Annotated in this window: 13 protein-coding genes; 11 read left to right on the top strand and 2 right to left on the bottom strand. The window is 70.1% G+C overall.

The window, feature by feature from the left end:
• Window positions 1–23: 23 nt before the first annotated feature.
• Genes MLE43_RS14555 through MLE43_RS14565 form a run of 3 tightly spaced genes read left to right on the top strand, consistent with a single transcriptional unit; the run spans window position 24 to window position 4,705 of the window.
• Window positions 24–1,478, top strand: coding sequence for a hypothetical protein (locus MLE43_RS14555; protein WP_243305324.1), 1,455 nt, complete (start codon window positions 24–26; stop codon window positions 1,476–1,478).
• 39 nt (window positions 1,479–1,517) lie between these two features.
• Complete coding sequence (locus MLE43_RS14560; RefSeq protein WP_243305326.1) at window positions 1,518–3,566, top strand: hypothetical protein; 2,049 nt, start codon at window positions 1,518–1,520, stop codon at window positions 3,564–3,566.
• Between the two features lie 11 nt (window positions 3,567–3,577).
• Window positions 3,578–4,705 carry a PKD domain-containing protein gene (locus MLE43_RS14565; protein ID WP_243305327.1) on the top strand — a complete coding sequence of 376 codons (1,128 nt, stop codon included), beginning with the start codon at window positions 3,578–3,580 and terminating at the stop codon, window positions 4,703–4,705.
• Between the two features lie 10 nt (window positions 4,706–4,715).
• On the opposite strand, the gene tadA is transcribed toward MLE43_RS14565, so the two are convergent.
• Entirely contained in the window at window positions 4,716–5,171 is a 456-nt protein-coding gene (gene tadA, locus MLE43_RS14570; RefSeq protein ID WP_243305329.1) for a tRNA adenosine(34) deaminase TadA, read from the bottom strand.
• 207 nt (window positions 5,172–5,378) lie between these two features.
• Here tadA and carA point away from each other — a divergent pair, with 207 nt between their 5' ends.
• The 3 genes from carA to MLE43_RS14585 all read left to right on the top strand — a co-directional run bounded on the left by carA (window position 5,379) and on the right by MLE43_RS14585 (window position 10,167).
• The gene (carA, locus tag MLE43_RS14575; RefSeq protein ID WP_243305331.1) at window positions 5,379–6,461 is read left to right on the top strand and encodes a glutamine-hydrolyzing carbamoyl-phosphate synthase small subunit; all 1,083 of its coding nucleotides are present in this window, start codon (window positions 5,379–5,381) and stop codon (window positions 6,459–6,461) included.
• Window positions 6,454–9,663 carry a carbamoyl-phosphate synthase large subunit gene (gene carB, locus MLE43_RS14580; protein WP_243305333.1) on the top strand — a complete coding sequence of 1,070 codons (3,210 nt, stop codon included), beginning with the start codon at window positions 6,454–6,456 and terminating at the stop codon, window positions 9,661–9,663. Before carA ends, carB begins: the two co-directional genes overlap by 8 nt.
• Window positions 9,664–9,765: 102 nt before the next feature.
• Window positions 9,766–10,167 (top strand): CoA-binding protein, encoded by a 402-nt coding sequence (locus MLE43_RS14585; RefSeq protein WP_243305335.1) that lies wholly within the window; start codon window positions 9,766–9,768, stop codon window positions 10,165–10,167.
• A 40-nt stretch (window positions 10,168–10,207) separates the two neighbouring features.
• On the opposite strand, the gene MLE43_RS14590 is transcribed toward MLE43_RS14585, so the two are convergent.
• Complete coding sequence (locus MLE43_RS14590; protein ID WP_243305336.1) at window positions 10,208–11,245, bottom strand: hypothetical protein; 1,038 nt, start codon at window positions 11,243–11,245, stop codon at window positions 10,208–10,210.
• A gap of 51 nt (window positions 11,246–11,296) precedes the next feature.
• Here MLE43_RS14590 and MLE43_RS14595 point away from each other — a divergent pair, with 51 nt between their 5' ends.
• The 5 genes from MLE43_RS14595 (at window position 11,297) to MLE43_RS14615 (ending at window position 16,711) form a co-directional block, all read left to right on the top strand.
• Complete coding sequence (locus MLE43_RS14595; protein ID WP_243305338.1) at window positions 11,297–12,196, top strand: ACP S-malonyltransferase; 900 nt, start codon at window positions 11,297–11,299, stop codon at window positions 12,194–12,196.
• Window positions 12,197–12,285: 89 nt separating this feature from the next.
• Complete coding sequence (locus MLE43_RS14600; protein ID WP_243305340.1) at window positions 12,286–14,064, top strand: HD-GYP domain-containing protein; 1,779 nt, start codon at window positions 12,286–12,288, stop codon at window positions 14,062–14,064.
• Window positions 14,065–14,085: 21 nt separating this feature from the next.
• Window positions 14,086–14,613 (top strand): type II secretion system protein, encoded by a 528-nt coding sequence (locus MLE43_RS14605; RefSeq protein WP_243305342.1) that lies wholly within the window; start codon window positions 14,086–14,088, stop codon window positions 14,611–14,613.
• A gap of 6 nt (window positions 14,614–14,619) precedes the next feature.
• Window positions 14,620–15,759: a D-alanyl-D-alanine carboxypeptidase/D-alanyl-D-alanine-endopeptidase gene (locus tag MLE43_RS14610; RefSeq protein WP_243305344.1), complete on the top strand. Its 1,140-nt coding sequence runs from the start codon at window positions 14,620–14,622 to the stop codon at window positions 15,757–15,759.
• 49 nt (window positions 15,760–15,808) lie between these two features.
• Window positions 15,809–16,711: a DMT family transporter gene (locus MLE43_RS14615; protein WP_243305346.1), complete on the top strand. Its 903-nt coding sequence runs from the start codon at window positions 15,809–15,811 to the stop codon at window positions 16,709–16,711.
• The last annotated feature ends 3 nt before the right edge of the window (window positions 16,712–16,714 follow it).

Consider the following 16,714-nt stretch of genomic DNA (forward strand, 5'->3'; position numbering starts at 1 on the left):
CGGGCCCTGCCGAGGGGGGTTCCGTGAGATTCCGAAGCTATTCCATCGCCACCGTGGCGCTCGTGAGCGTGTTCCCGCTCGCTGCGCCGTTGCAGGCCTGCTGCGACGACTTCTGGAGCTGCGTAGGCGCGGTCGCGTCCGGCGGTCTCACCTGCGCCGTGGAAAGCCTCGTCAACAGCATCAGGACCCTCATCCAGAACGTCTCGCGGCTGGCCTCGACCCTCGGGCAGCAGGCCGCCGATGTGGTGAACCTGGCCAAGTCCGAATTGAACGGTGCCGCCGCGGACCTCCGCAATCTGGCGGGCCAGGCCGAAGGGGACTTCAATGCCGCGGCCCAGCTGGCCCAGTCCGTGATCAACGAGGCCAGCCGGCCGCAGCTGGTGGCACCCCATGTGGCTCCAGTCGCCATTGCGCCCGCCGGCGCCGCTGCGACCCGCGCGGGCACCTCCGGGGCTCTGGCGCAGCCACCCGGCACCCGACCTGCGCCGGCGACCCCCGCACCCAGGCCCGGGGGAACCGGCACGGCGGTCCGGCTCGACCAGCTGCCGGCGGATCCCCAGGAGGTGGTGGATGCGCTCCGGCGGGCCAAGGATGCCATCGACGCCCTCCGCCCGGACATCACCCAGCCCATCAACCAGGTGCGGCAGTTCGCCACCCAGGCGGAACAGCAGGCCGTCGCCGCCGCCTCCTCGGCCGGGAACATCGCGCAGACCGCCCTGCTGGCGCCGCTTCAGACGCTGGGGAACATGCTCACGGATCTGGTCAACCACCCCGAGCACATCTTCGATCCCAGCCGGATCGTGGATGACGCCATCACCCAGATCACGACCCAGACCATCACCATCATGACCCAGGTGCACGATGCGGTGATGCAGCAGGCCAAGGCGACCCTCGATCAGGCCCAGCGGCCCATCCAGGACGCCCTGGACCGCGCCGCCGTGGCGAAGAAGATCGCCGACGCCATGCAGAAGGTCCAGCGGTCGAGGACGAAGGCCTCCTGCGATGCCCTCAACTCCCTGATCCCGCGTCAGCGCCTGGATGTCCGGGCCTTCGTGACGCACGTGGCCGGAGCCGCGCCCGCCCCGGGGATCCTGGCCCTGAACCTGAACCAGCACAAGACCATGGCCCTGGCGCCCTTCAACCGGACGGTGGCCTCGCGGCTCACCGCCCGCACCGCCGGCACCCAGATGGCCGCCAAGCTCAAGGGCCCCTGGCAGGACTTCAAGCGTCTCCAGGCCGCGCCCCCGAAGGTGGATCCCGCCGCCAAGCCCCGCATCGATGCCGAGATCTCCCAGCGCTTCGCCGGCAAGTCCGGGGCGGCGGCGGAGGCCGAGAAGCGGGCCCTGCTGGCCGAAGCCCGCACGCGGTTCGCCAAGGACCCTGCGCTGCTGCGCAAGGTCGAGGCGATGCTCGACGGCGATCCTGTCATCCGTGGCCACCTGGGTGGCCCGCACGGCCCCGCCGTGCGTGAGCAGTAGCGCCCTGCCCGGAGTTTTCCCCCTGCCTGGGAGGCACGCGTGAACACCCGGTCTCTGCGGACCTTCGTCCTCGCCGCCACCGCACTCTCCGTGGCGGCGGCCGGGGACGGTTTTGAACTGAAGCCGCCCGCCGCGCCGGGCGGAGCCCTGAAGGGCACCGCCACGGCCCCGGCGGGCACCGAATGGGTCGTGGTCTTCTACCGCGTGGCGGGGGAGGAGGAGTTCTCCAGCTTCAACCTCGACGCCGGCCCGGACGGCACATCCTATGCGGGCCAGCTGGAGGCCGCTTTCCCGGCCGGGGCGAAACTCGAGTACTACGCCGCTCTGCGGACGCCCGCCGGCATCAAGTACCTGCCCGCGGAGGCCCCGGCCTCCTTCGCCAGCCTGCAGATGCCCGGCACCGCTGCGGCGCCGGCGGGTGGAACGGCTGCGGCCCAGGCTGGACAGCCGCTCCCGGCCGCCGTTCCAGCTCCTCCGGCGGCAGCTGCGGCCGGCCAGCCCCCGGCCCACGGACCCATCTATGTCGATGGGGCTTTCGAACGCGTAGCCCATCATCAGACGCCCGTCGAAGGCGAACGGCGGAACCTGGGTTCCGGCCAGATCCGGTTCGCCTACCAGAAGGAGGAGGACGGCCAGCAGGTGCTCCTGAACGCCCGGGTGGTCTATACCAACCAGCCCTTCGGGAACCAGACCCGTTGGAGCCTCGGCGACCTCCAGGCGGCCTACGCCGCAGGGGGCAACAAGGTCCAGTTGGGCGACATGGTGGTCCAGGAATCCGAGCTCACCCTCGCCGGGGCAGGGCGCCGGGGGTTCGACTACAGCTACACCGGGCAGCCGCTGGGGGGGCATCTCTTCGCGCTCAACACCCAGGCCCATTCGGGCACCGAAGGGCTGGCCTGGCCCGTGAAGGGGAGTGAAGTCTATGGCGGGTCCCTGGGGTACGGCTGGCTGAACGGGAACTTGCGCGCCAAGGTGGTCTTCCTGTCGGGCAAGGACGATCCCGCCACCGCCCTGAACCTGGTGTCCGCCTATGCGCCCACGGTGCGGGATGGGTCCACGGGTTCCTTCGTCCTCGACGGACGGTTCTTCGAGAGCCGGCTGGCCGTGTCGGGGGAATACGCGCGGAGCCTCTTCACCAAGGACCTGGTGAACGAGGCGACGCACCTCACCGACCAGGCCTGGCGCCTCAGCGGCTTCTGGGTGGACGGCCCCTTCAGTGCCCAGCTGGGCTATCGGGACGTGGGTCGGGACTTCGGCACGGTCGGCGTGGCCTTCTTCGTGGGGGACCGCCGCACCTTGAACGGCAGCCTCGGCGTGAACTACGCGTCCTGGAGCCTGAGCGCCACGGCCGTCGATGAGCGCACCAATCCCACCGGGCAGCCGGGCCTGGACCAGGCCTGGAACCAGACCCAGAGCGTGGATGCGCGGGTGGGCCTCACGCAGACCCTGTTCTGGCGGGTGGGTCTCCGGCAGGCGCACCAGGAGGCCGAGCTGATCTCCAATCCGCTCATCCCCTTCAGCAACAGCAAGCGCTCCGGATTGACCACGGGCTTCGATCTGGTGCTGCCCCCGGCCTCCAGCCTGGCCTTCAACGCCCAGTTCGACCGGCTCCGCTCTGAAGGGGCCAGCGACACCACCGGCAGCAGCACCACGCTCTCCTTGGGGGGAAGCCTGGCGCTGGGCCAGCGGGTGCGGTTGTCGCCGAACCTGAGCTGGTCCCGCACCCTCAGCGATCCCGGCGACCAGAAGACGACCATGGAGAACGCCTTCCTCAATGCCGACGTCACCCTCGTCCCCGGCGTCCTGGGCTTCCTCCTGAACGGCGGGATCTCCCGCACGGTGCTCCTCACGGGTGAGGTGATGGAGAACTCCGTCGCAGAGGGCACCCTGCGGTTCTTCCTGGACACCTTCCTCAAGGGCCGCGGCCGGGCCAGCCTGGGCCTCAAGGGCCGCTACACGCACACCCCGAACCTGGTGACCCCGCCCCTGACCGGGACGGGCACGGGAGGAACCGCCACTCCGACACCGACGCTGGTCATCCCGGGGAACGACAATTCGGTCTCCATCCTCCTGAACATCTCGTACTGAGGAGCAGCCCCATGCGAACCCTCCTCATCACGCTCACCCTTTTCTGCGCCATGGCACTGCGGGCCCAGGGGACGATCACCGTCACCCCGGGCGTCCCGGTCGTCGGGGCGCCCGCCACCTTCGTGCTTTCCCCGACCTACCCTCCCATCGGGCCCGTGTCCTGGGACTTCGGGGACCAGACCCAGCCCCTCAGCGGCGGGGTCGTGGCCTCCCACGTCTATGCCCGCACGGGTTCCTACATGGTGCGGGCGTCGTATCCCTACGCTGCGGGGCAGGGACTGCCGCTCACCGTCCAGGTGCCGGTCTTCGTGGCGACCCGCCTCGGCCCGACGGCGCCGTTCACCCTCTCCATGCTGCGCCTGCGCTGGGAGGATGGCCGTGTGGACATGTCGGTGGAGCAGGGATTCAGGCCCCTGGTGGCGTTCGCCGACCTCAAGTTCGAGGGCACGGGCCTGCTCCAGGCCCAGTGGGTGGTGGACGGCATCCCCCTGGGGACCTTCGCGATGCAGCTGGCCTTCGCCGGAACGGCCACGCTGGATTCCCGAAGCATGATCCCCCTTCCCACCACGGCCCCCGGAGAACACTGGGTCACACTGCGGATCCTCTCCCCGCAGGTGACCTTCGAGCCGCCGCTGATCCGCTACTTCGTGAAGCTGGGTGGCGAGGAGGCTCCGCAGGTCGATGAGGTCGTGCCTTCAGCGGTGCGCCCCGGAGAAGAGCGGGAACTGCGGATCCGGGGCCGCCGGCTGGCCCCTGGAATGACCGTCTCCTTCGGCAAGGACATCGCCCTGGTGGCGCCCCTGCGCTTCCCCGAGCCCGGCTGGGCCATCGCCCGGGTCTTCGTGGCCCCCACCGCGCATCCCGGATTCCGTGAGGCCCAGGCCTTCAGCAAGGCGGGACGGAGCCGCGGGCCCGCCCGGCTGGAGGTCCTGCCCCGGCCGCTGGGTCTTTCGGCGGCCGCCGAGCCCCTCGCGGCTCCGCCCTCGGCCCTGGTGGCCTTCCTCTGGTCCGAGGGGGATGGCGTGGCGCGCCCCAGCTTGGTCAGGGCCCTGACGGCGGCGTTCTTCACTCCGGAAGATGGCCTCCCGGCCGGGGACATGCCCAGCCTCTTCCAGGTGCCGGCGCCAGGGGGGCGTTGACCCCTCGATCCTAGGCGCGCCGCCGTCGGAAGAAGGCCTGCAGCTGCTCGCGGCACTCGGGCTCCAGCAGTCCGCCCTCCAGCGTGAAGCGGTGGTTCAGGGCCGCCCCATCGAGCGTGTCCAGCCAGCGGCTGACGCCGACCTTGGGATCCGTGGCGCCGAACACCACGCGTCCGACGCGGGCGTGGATCAGCGCGCCGAAGCACATGAGGCAGGGTTCCAGCGTCACGTAGAGCGTGGCGCCCGTCAGCCGGTAGTTCTTGGCCCAGGCCCCGGCGCTGCGCAGGGCCTGGATCTCCGCGTGGGCCGTGGGGTCGTTCAGCTTCACGGGGTGGTTGTGCCCGCGTCCCAGCAGGGCGCCTTCAGACACCAGCACGGCGCCCACCGGCACCTCGTCTAGGCGATCCGCCTTCTCGGCCTCCTCGAGGGCGAGCTTCATGAAGTAGATGTCGTCGCCGCTCCACATGGATCCAGTGTGGCCGAAACCGTGCCGTCTACCTCGGGAACAAGGGAGCAGTATGGCCGAAAAGCCCTTGAACAAAAAGGCTGATCCTCGCTTTTACGGCTCGCTACACTCACTTCTGGTCCCCACAGGACCGAGCCATTTCTCACCGCCCCGCGACGGCTTGGCCTTCGCGGGGTTTTTGCAGGGCCACCGAGCGGGGGGAGGCACATGCACGCGCACCTGATCCTGAAGGACGGGACCATCTTCCGGGGGCGGGCGCCGTTGGGCTTCGGCGGGGGCGGCGAGGCGGTGTTCACGACGGCCATGGCCGGGTACCAGGAGGTCCTCACGGACCCCAGCTTCGCGGGCCAGATGGTCTGCATGACCTTCCCGGAGCAGGGCATCTACGGCATCCACGCCGACCTGAACGAGGGCACGCGGCCCTGGGCCACGGGCCTGCTCTGCCGCCGGCTGACCTTTGCGCCCGACCACGCCCGCTCCGAGGGCGACCTGGCGGGCTGGCTCAAGCGCCACCACATCCCCGTGATGTCCGACCTCGATACGCGCGCGCTCACGCAGCACCTGCGCGACCAGGGCTCCCAGCCCTCGCTCATCTGGACCGAGCTGGACGGCAGCCTCGACGCGGGCGTGGCCAAGGCCAGGGCCCTGCCGGACATGACCGGCCAGGCCCTCTGCGCCGAGGTGAGCTGCAAGGACCGCTACGAGCTCAACCCCGGCGGCGCCTTCCGCGTGGCGGTGCTGGATGGCGGCATCAAGCTGAGCATCCTGAGGCAGCTGGAGGCCGTCGGCCTGCATCTCGAAGTCTTCCCCTGGGATGCTCCGGCCACGGAACTGGCCGCCAAGCGCTTCCACGGTCTCTTCCTCAGCAACGGCCCCGGCGATCCCGCGGCGCTGCCCGGCATGCAGAAGGAAGTGGAGGCCTGCATCGGCAAGCTGCCCATCTTCGGCATCTGCCTGGGCCACCAGCTGCTGGGCCAGGCCTTCGGCGGCCGCACCTTCAAGCTCAAGTTCGGCCACCGTGGCGCCAACCAGCCTGTGCATGACCTCATGACCGGCCGCATCGAGATCACGGCCCAGAACCACGGCTTCGCCGTGGACGAGGCCAGCCTGCCCAAGGAGATCGAGGTCACCCACAAGCACCTCAGCGATGGCACCGTCGAGGGCCTGCGGCATACGAAGCTGCCGATCTTCTCGCTCCAGCATCACCCCGAGGCGTCACCGGGCCCCCACGATGCCCACCCGGCGTTCCAGCGCTTCGTTGATCTGCTCCAGGAGGTCCACCATGCCTAAGCGGACGGATCTGAAGAGCGTGCTGGTGCTGGGCTCGGGGCCCATCCAGATCGGGCAGGCCTGCGAGTTCGACTACTCGGGGACGCAGGCGCTGAAGGCTCTGCGGGAAGAGGGCATCCGCACCATCCTGCTGAACTCCAACCCGGCCTCGATCATGACGGACCCCGGCCGCGCGGACGCCACCTACATCGAGCCGCTCACGCTGGCCGTGCTGGAGAAGGTCATCGAGGCCGAGCAGCCCGACGCCATCCTCCCGACCGTGGGCGGCCAGACGGCCCTCAATCTCGCCATGGAGGCCCATGAGAGCGGCCTGCTGGAGCGCACGGGCGTCATGCTCATCGGCGCCCAGCCCGAGGCCATCAACCGCGGCGAGGACCGCCAGCTCTTCAAGGCCCTCATGGACGACCTGGGCCTGGAGACCTGCCGCGGCGGCTTCGCGCACAACATGGGCGAGGCCCGCGACCTGCTCAAACTGACGGGCTTCCCCGCCATCATCCGCCCCAGCTTCACCCTGGGCGGCAGCGGCGGCGGCATCGCCTACAACGTGGACGAGTTCGAGACCATCGTGGCCCGGGGCCTGGATCTGAGCCCCACCAAGCAGGTGCTCATCGAGGAGAGCATCCTGGGCTGGAAGGAGTTCGAGCTGGAGGTGGTGCGCGACCTTGACGACAACGTCGAGGTGATCTGCTCCATCGAGAACCTCGATCCCATGGGCATCCACACGGGCGACAGCATCACCGTGGCACCCGCGCTCACGCTGACGGATCCTGAGTACCAGCGCATGCGCGACGCGGCCCTGGCCGTCATCCGCGCCGTGGGCGTGGAGACCGGCGGCTCGAACATCCAGTTCGCGCTGGAGCCCGAGACCAGCCGCATCATCGTCATCGAGATGAACCCCCGCGTGAGCCGCAGCTCGGCGCTGGCGTCGAAGGCCACGGGCTTCCCCATCGCCTGGGTGGCGACGAAGCTCGCCCTGGGCTACCGGCTCTGGGAACTGCCCAACGCCATCACCCGCATGACCAAGGCGGCCTTCGAGCCGGTGCTGGACTACGTGGTGGTGAAGATCCCCCGCTTCACCTTCGAGAAGTTCCCCCAGGCCGAGAAGGTGCTGGGCACCCAGATGAAGAGTGTGGGCGAGGTCATGAGCCTGGGCCGCAGCTTCCAGGAGGCTCTGCAGAAGGCCGTGCGCTCGCTGGAGGAGGGCCACAAGGGCATCTCCGGCGCCCTGGAGGGCAAGCTGGACCTGGGCCGCCTCAAGGAGCACCTGCTCATTCCCGGGCCCCAGCGCATCTTCTGGGTCTACCACGCGCTGAAGGCCGGCCACAGCGTGGAGGAGCTGCACCGCCTCACGAAGATCACCCCCTGGTTCCTGCGCGAGATCGAGGAGATCGTGGTGCTGGAGGGCCGCCTCCGCAGCTTCCCCGTGGACCGGCTGCCCGAGGAGTTGCTGGAGAAGGCCAAGCGCGCCGGCTTCGCGGATGACCAGATCGCCGTGTTCTGCTCAGGCACCGAGGCTGAGGTCGCGGCCCGGCGGGAGGCCCTGGGCCTGCGCCCCGCCTACAAGCGGGTGGACACCTGCGCCGGCGAGTTCCAGGCCGAGACGCCCTACCTCTACGGCACCTGGGAGGACCACAGCGAAGCGGAACCGACGGACCGCCCCAAGGCCATCGTGCTGGGGAGCGGCCCCAACCGCATCGGCCAGGGCGTGGAGTTCGACTGCTGCTGCGTCCAGGCGGTGGAGGCCATCCGCGCCAGCGGCGTGGAGGCCATCCTCATCAACTGCAATCCCGAGACCGTCAGCACGGACTTCGACACCAGCGACCGCCTCTACTTCGAGCCCCTCACCTACGAGCACGTGAAGGCCGTGGTGGACCGCGAGGCCGCGGGCGGCAAGCTCCTGGGCGTCTTCGCCCAGTTCGGCGGGCAGACGCCCCTGAAGCTGGCCTCGCCTCTGCACGCCGCGGGCGTGAAGCTCCTGGGCACACCGCTCCACGCCATCCTCGACGCCGAGGACCGCGAGCGCTTCGGCCAGGCCCTCCGGCGCCTGGACATTCCGGCCCCGGCCTGGGGCATGGCCACCAGCTACGAGCAGGCCAAGGACATCGCCCAGCGGCTCAACTACCCGGTGATGGTGCGCCCCAGCTTCGTGCTGGGCGGCCGGGCCATGGCCGTGGTCTTCGATGACGCGGGCCTGGAGAAGTACATGCGGGAGGCCGTGGCCGTAAGCAACGACCAGCCCATCCTGCTGGACCGCTTCCTGGACGGCGCCCAGGAACTGGACATCGACGTGGTGTGCGATGGCGAGCAGGTGGTCATCGCCGGCCTGCTGGCCCACATCGAGGAGGCGGGCATCCACAGCGGCGACAGCTACGCCGTGATCCCCGCCCTCGGCGTGCCGGAGGACATCCTGGAGACCGTGAGGGGCTACGCGCGCAAGCTGGCCCTGGACTTGGGCGTGCGCGGGCTCATGAACCTCCAGTTCGCGGTGAAGGATGGCATCGCCTACTGCCTGGAGGCCAACCCCCGGGCCAGCCGCACGGTGCCCTTCGTGAGCAAGGCCACGGGCATGGACTGGGCCGGCGTCGCCGCCCGCATCGGCCTGGGGCAGAGCCTGAAGCAGCAGGGCGTCACGGATGGCGTGGCGCGGGCCGTGTCGGTGAAGGGTGTGGTGTTCCCCTTCGCCAAGTTCCCCGGCGTGGATCCCGTGCTGGGCCCCGAGATGAAGAGCACGGGCGAGGTCATGGGCATCGGCGAGGGCTTCGGCGAAGCCTACGCCAAGGCCCTGCTGGCGGCGGGCATCCCCCTGCCGCTGTCGGGCACCGTGTTCCTCACCGTCAACGACCGGGACAAGGCCCGCCTGCCGGAGCTGGCCCAGAAGCTGGTGGCCCTGGGCTTCGGCCTCTGCGCCACGGAAGGCACGGCCCGTACGCTGGAGACCGCGGGCCTCAAGGTGCGGAAGATCTTCAAGGTGAACGAGGGCCGGCCGAACGCGGTGGACCTGCTGAAGAACGGCGAGGTGCAGTGGGTCATCAACACGCCCCTGGGCCGCGACGCCTTCTTCGACGAGAGCGCCATCCGCCGCGAGGCCCTGCGCCTGAAGATCCCCTGCCTCACCAACCTCAGCGCCGCCCTCGCCGCCTGCGAAGCCGTCGAGACCCTGCGCGGCGAGATGAAGGTCCGGGCCATCCAGACGCTGATCTGAAGAGCGGAACCGCGAATGGCGCGAATGGGGAGGCCCTCGCCTTCCCATCTTCGCGTCCATTCGCGCCATTCGCGGTTAAAGTCGTTTTTCCCGGAGGCCGCCATGTCCATCGAAGACCGCATCCACTCCTTCCTGGCCTCGGGTCCCTTCGCGGTGGTGGGCGCCAGCACGGACCGCTCGAAGTACGGGAACAAGGTGCTGCGCTGCTACCAGCAGCACGGGCACGAGGTCTATCCCATCAACCCCAGGGCGCCGGAGGTGGAGGGGCTGAAAGCCTACCCCTCGCTGGCGGCGCTGCCCGTGAAGGTGCCGGCCATCTCCATCATCACGCCCCCCGCGGCCACGGAGCAGGTGGTGCGCGAGGCTGCGGCGGCGGGCGTGAAGCACCTCTGGATGCAGCCCGGCGCCGAGAGTGACGCGGCCATCCGCACGGCGGAGGACCTGGGGATGAGCGTCATCGCCAGGGGGCCGTGCCTGCTGGTGGTGATGGGCTACCACGAGTGAATCCGCCGCGCGGATCCACATAGGCATTCGCGTATCGAATTCAGTCGCCTACGCCAGGCCCAGGCTCCGCCTCACTTCCAGCCGATCCGCCTCGTGGGCCTGGATCAGCTTGGGCACTTCGTTCCGCCACAGCTTCGACACATCGGCGAAGGAGATGGTCGGCTTCGCTTCGGCGCCAGGGGTCGAGGGTTCGATTGAGTCCTGCGAGAACATCTCGCGGGTACCAGGTTCGGGGGTCATGGGTTTGGATCCTCAGGAGAGAAAGGTAAGCGGTCTGGAGCTGGTAGGCAACCACGGAATCGACGGGTTTCGGGCGGGCCCGCACGCTGGCGATGGCTTCGTGGCCCGTGGTCATGAGATCCGGGCCCTCGTCGTCCACGCGCAGGTGGTAGAGCCGCAGGGAGCGGCCCGCACGGGGCGCGAAGCCGAGGAAGGTAAAGGGGGCCCAGGCGTGGGCCCGGGCCATGCGGTCCAGGGGCACGTAGCGGCCCTCACGCTCGGAGCGGGCCAGCATGGCCTTGAGGGCGCCGCCGGGATCCCGGTCGGTGTAGGCGAGATGGACCTCGTGGCTGCCCGCGCTCCGGATGCGGTCCAGGAGGAAGGCCACACCGTCGGGATCCGTGTGGGGGGCGTCGAACACGGCGCCGAAGGCCGGTCCCAGGGCCAGTGCGTTGGTGGTCTTCCCCGTCGCCTGGCCGCCCATGAGGATGATCACCGGCCCGCCCTGGGCATGGGCCAGGGCCCGGTCCCGCAGACGCTTCCCCAGGGCGTTCAGGTGCACAGCAGCCCGCCCCGCCGGGTCCTCCAGCGCTTCGTAGCCCTGGGTGGGGTTCTGGCGCAAGGTCGGCAGCAGGGTCGCGAGGACATCCCCGTTCACCAACTGCCCCGACAGGGTGCCGGACCGGGCCGCATAGTCGTCGAGGGCCGGGCCCGAGCGGCGGGCCAGATCCGCCGCCTCGGCTTCCAGGGCCCCGCGCAGATCCTGCCGCTGCGCCTCGCCCAACTCCCAGTAGGAGCGGCGTTGGTGCCAGGGAACCTGCTGCCAGGGCAGCGGAGCCGGTGCGGGAAGGGGGGGCATGGCCCCCAGCCTACTGGATGGCGGGGATTCCGGCACCGTATGCTCGGTTCCATGCCTGATTCCCCGTCGACCCTCCTGTTTCCCGGCCAGGGCACCGAGGCCGCGGGCATGTCCCGGGGCTGGGACGCCCATCCCGCCTGGGTGGACACGCTGGCGGCGGCGGAGGCCCGCACGGGGAAGCCCCTGCGGCGGGCCATGGCCGAGGGGCCGCTGGCCCTGCTGCGCTCGCAGCGCTTGGCGCCCTATGCCGTGCTCGCGCACTCCGTGGGCGTCTACCGGACCTGGCGCGGGGCGGGGATGCCCCTTCCCGTGGCCGCGGCGGGTCACAGCATGGGGTTCTACTCGGCCCTGGTGGCGGCCGAGGTGGTCCCGCTGGAGGCGACCCTGGACCTCATCACCGCCGTGGAGGACCTCAGCGAGGCCACCTTCGGTGCGGGGACCATGGGCATGGCCTTCCTGATCGGCGTGCCGGAACTGGATCTTCGCCGGGCGCTCGGGGGCCAGCCGGACCTGGTGCTGTCCAACCGCAACGGCCAGGCCCAGTTCACGGTCTCCGGCCCCGTCCCCGCGCTCGAGGCTCTGGTCCGGGACCTCGGGCCCGCCGCCCTCAAGGCTGGCCTGCTGCCCGTCCAGCATCCCCTGCACGGCCCCCACATGGCCGCCCTGCTGCCCGCGATCACCCGCAGGCTGGCGGCGGTGACGCCCGCGAAACCCGCCTTCCCGCTGATCTCCCACTTCGACGGGCGCCTGCTCGAGGCGGGTGGGCCGGCCTGGGACGAAGGCCTCGCTTCGGTGGCCCTGCCCGTGGACTGGCTGGCGGTGGTGGCCCGGCTGAAGGCGCTGGGGGCCCCGCTGGCGGAATGCGGCCATGGCCGGCAGCTGGCGGGGCTGACTCGCTGGGCGGAGCGGGACCTGGTGGTGGCCTCGCTGCAGGAACTACCGGGTTCGTAAAAAACCGTCCCCTCTGCGGGGGTGCCACTAGATCTGCCGCCGGGGGCTCTGCCATGATGGGCACCCGAATCCTTCGGACTGGACGCCCCATGGCGGTTTCTCCTCTCATCCTCGGTGAAGCGCTGGCCAACCGGTGCTCCCAGGTGCTCTACCGATGCATGGAGGAGGTGGGCAGCACGAAGGGCGCCCTGTATCTCCGCGTGCCGGGGCAGGGCGGCTTCGAGGTCGTGAGCTTCTACGGATGGCCTCGGGGTACCCGCCCGCCGGTGTCCATCCCGGAGGGGCATCCGCTGCTCGTGAGGACCCAGCGGGCACGGCGGACCTACGTGGTGAACGACGCCTCCGAGTCGCCGGAGCTTTCGGCCTTCGGCCAGGGCGGCGAGTGGCCCCGCTACCTCATCACGCCGGTCTACCTCCAGGGCGACTGGATGGGCCTGCTCATCCAGCGGGACCGCATCAAGGGCGGCACCTTCGAGGCCGAACGGGATGAGCCGCCGACCCTGGCGATCTGCGGGGACCTGGTGGCGGCCCTGCGGGAATTCCATTTCAACGATGGGCCGCGTTCCGCGGTCCAGGCGCCACCCATCGGGCCCGGCCAGGTCCCGGAGGGATTGCCCACGGCGGCAGACCTCATCGGGGAGTTCGCCCCGGAGCCCGAGCGCCTCCTGCCTCCGGCCCGCACCGCGGCTGTGCCAGGGCAGGCCGCCAGGTCGGGCGTCCCGTCCGCGGGTCCCTCGCAGAAGGAGCGGCTCTACGGGTTCCCCGAGGGCAAGAGCGGCTACTCTTCCCTGCCTTGGGAGGCCGATCGCTCCCTCAGCGGCTGGGTGGCCCCTGCGGCCCCGAACTCCGAGCGCAAGAAGGGCATGGTGCCGCCCGAACAGCGGGCCTTCTTCTGGGAGATCGCGGGGCTCATCAGCCAGATCCTCCCGGCCACCGCCGTGGCGCTCTGGATCGAAGACCCCGAGGAGATCCGGCCCATCCTGGCATTCAGCACCCTGCCCCTGTCTCCGGACCTGCAGCAGCAGATCCTGGCCCACGCCACCTTCCACCTGCCCGCGGTGAGGGAGCCGGACCTGCGCCTCATCAGCCGGACGGAGATGCCCGAGATCCCACCCCTGACGGGCGCCTTTGCCACCTACATGCCCCTGCTCCTGAACGAGACGCCGAGCGGCCACGACCTGGTGATGGTGTTCCGCCTGGAGGACCACTCCTTCTCCCTCGCCGAGGTCGAGGCGATCCAGCAACTCAGCCGCGTGCTGGCGCTCCACCTCCAGGAGGCGCGCCTCCACGAGCGGTACCACCACGCCTTCCTCTCCGTGAGCCACCGCATCCTGCAATCCGGCGAAGGGCGGGTGCCGAGCCTGCGCCCCCACAGCTTGGCCACCGCGCGCCTGGCCCGGGACCTGGCCCTGATGCTCGACCTGCCCACCGAGGATGTGGAGGCCGTCAGCATCGCCGCCATCCTCCATGATGTGGGCCTGTTGCTGCTGGACCCCCAGATGCTCTCGAAGCCCACCCTGACCGAAGAGGACATGAAGAAGGTGCGGGACCACCCGGAACTGGCGGCCATCTTCCTCAAGGACCTGCGGTTCCCCTTCGATGTGATCCGCATCATCCGCCACCACCACGAGCGCTGGGACGGCCGGGGCTATCCCGAGGGTCTGCGGGAGACGGCGATCCCCATGGGGAGCCGTATCATCGGGCTCATCGAGGCTTACGAGGTGATGACCAGCGGCAAGGGCTACCGCCGGCCCCAGGGCTTCCGCCAGGCACTGGCGGAGCTCCGGAACGAAGCCGGTTCCCAGTTCGATCCGGCGGTCGTGGAAGCTTTTTCCGAGCTCCTGGCACGTAAGGATGAAAGGGCCTGATAATCGAGGCCCGGAGCATCCATGCGGTCCACCCCCCCATCCCGAACCCAGCGCGGCTTCACCATGGCCCTGGCCCTGGCCCTGGCCGTGGTGATGGGCGTGATGCTCATGCAGATCGGTCCCCGGCTGAGCGCCGAGGTCCAGCGGGAGAATGAAGCCGAGCTGATCTTCCGGGGTGAGGCCATCGCCTCGGCCCTCCGGACCTATTTCGCCCAGACCAAGCACTATCCTGCGGACCTGGACGAGGTGATGAAGGTCCGGCCGCGGATCCTGCGGCAGAAATACCTGGATCCCATGACCGGCAACGGCGAGTGGCAGTTCGTCACCCAGGTGCAGGCGGGAGCCTCCGGCGATACGCAGGGGCTTCCCATCGTGGGGGTGCGCAGCCGCTCGGACAAGGACAGCATCCACGTCTACCAGGGCAAGACCCTGGTGAAGGACTGGCTGTTCTCGGCCGACGAGAACCTCCTCGGGGGCGGAGCCACCACGGAGAACGAACGGACCCTGCGCAGCCTGCGGGGAACCACGCCGACTCCCCCGAAGCCCTGAGGTCCCATGCGGTCGTTTTTCCTGATTACCTCGATGCTGATGGCCGGCCTGTCCTTGGCGGCCCAGAGTGCCCGGACCTGGGCGCGGGGCCTGGAGGCCCGCGGGATCGCCGTGTCCGCTGGGATCTGGGACATCGAGACTGGCAAGGCGCTGGAGCTCTACGATGACGGGGTGGCCCTCGTGCCCGCCAGCACCACGAAAGTGGTCAGCACCTACGCGCTGCTGAAATCGCTGAAACCCGATGCCACCATCGAGACCGAAGTGTGGGGCGATCTCAGGGATGGCGTGGTCCAGGGGGACCTGGTCTTCAAGGGCGACGGCGATCCCCTCTTCACCAGCGAGCGCATCTGGATGCTGGCCCAGTCGCTGAAGAAGGAGGGCGTCCGGCGGGTCACCGGCAGCATCCGGCTGGACCAGAGCGCCTTCGACGCCCAGCCGGAGCCCCAGGGTTGGGAGAACACCTCCGCCGACACCCTGCCCGTCGTGCGGGCCCTGTCCGTGGACTTCAACCGGGACGAGAACGGACGCATCGTGGTCGATCCGGACCGCCTGGCGCGGGAGACCATCCTGCGGATCCTCCGGGAGACGGGCATCACCGTGGAAGGCGGTGGCAACGGGCCGGTGGTTCCGCGGAAGCTGGCGGCCTGGACCTCGCCGCCCCTGCGGGCCCTGGTGCAGGACATCAACAAGTGGTCCAACAACTTCATGATCGAGATGCTCATCCGCCGCTTCGGGGCGGGCTCCTGGCCCCGCGGGGTCCAGCGCGTGCAGGCCTTCTACCAGGCCGCCTTCAACCTGGGGCCGGAGGCCATCCAGATCACGGACGGGTCCGGTCTGAGCAAGGACAACCGCCTGTCGGCCCGCACCCTGGCCATCATCCTGCGGGGGGCGTACCACGACTTCGAGGTGGGCCCCGAGTTCGTCTCCTCGTTGAAGATCATCGGAGGCGAGCCCTGGCGGCTGAAGGTGAAGGATCCCAACCTCACCCGGCGGGTGCGGGTGAAGACGGGCCACCTCGACCGGGTCACGAGCCTCTGCGGCTACCTCCAGACTCTGGACGGGAAGGTGCGGGTGTTCGCCATCCTGCTGAACGGCCCCGCGCGGGACGAGGATGTCTGGGAGCAGATCTCCCGCTGGGCGAACTGATGCCGTTCAGCCCTTGCGCGTCCAGCCGCCCGGCGGCGATGCTGGATCCATGGATGGAACATCGGTGGGGACGCCGGATCCGAGAGGCCTGGCGGCCCTGATCCTCGGGGCTTCGCTCCTGGGGTTCGCGGCCATGCTCGTGCGCTGGGCCGCCCCCGCAGGGCCCCTGGCGGTGGGCTTCTACCGCATGGCCATCGCCCTGCCGCCTGTGGCCTGGCTGGCCTGGCGGGCCCGGGCCTCCGCGCGTCCCGGCCTCGGCCGCGCCCGCCTCTGGGCCGGCGTGGCGGGGCTCTGCTTCGTGGGCGACCTGTGGATGTGGCACTCCTCCCTGCACCACACGAGCGCCGCCAACGCCACGCTGCTGGTCACCCTGGCACCCATCTGGGTGGCCGTGGTCTCCGTGCTCTGGCTGGGGGCGAAGCTGCGGCGCCGCTTCTGGTTGGGCGTGGGCCTCGCCCTGGCCGGCGCCCTGGTGCTGGGCCTGGCCAAGGGGGCGCGCTGGGGTACGGGACTGGGCGAGCTGCTGGGAGCCCTGGCCTCCCTGGCCTACGGCGCCTTCACCCTGGCCCTGGGCCGCGCCCGCCAGGAGCTCAGCGCCCCGGAGGCCCTGTTCTGGGTGGTCCTCTGGTGCGGGCTGGGCTTCGGCCTGCTGGGCCTGGTCCAGGGCGAGGCCTTCACCGGCTATCCCACCCGCGCCTGGTGGGCCCTGGCGGGCCTGGGGCTGGGCGTGCAGGTCGTGGCCTGGTGGCTCATCACCTGGGGCATGGGCCACGTGTCCACGAACCTGGGCGCCATGGGCCTCATGACCCAGCCCGTGGCCACGGTCATCCTGGGCTGGTTCCTGCTGGGGGAATCCGTGAAGCCCATGCAGGGGCTGGGCACGCTCCTGGTGCTCGCAGGCATCGCCGCCTGCGCCTTCGCGCCACCCGTGACGGCGCCCGGGAAGGCCTGATCG

This window comes from Geothrix oryzisoli, from assembly GCF_022808865.1.
Classification (GTDB): Bacteria; Acidobacteriota; Holophagae; order Holophagales; family Holophagaceae; genus Geothrix; species Geothrix oryzisoli.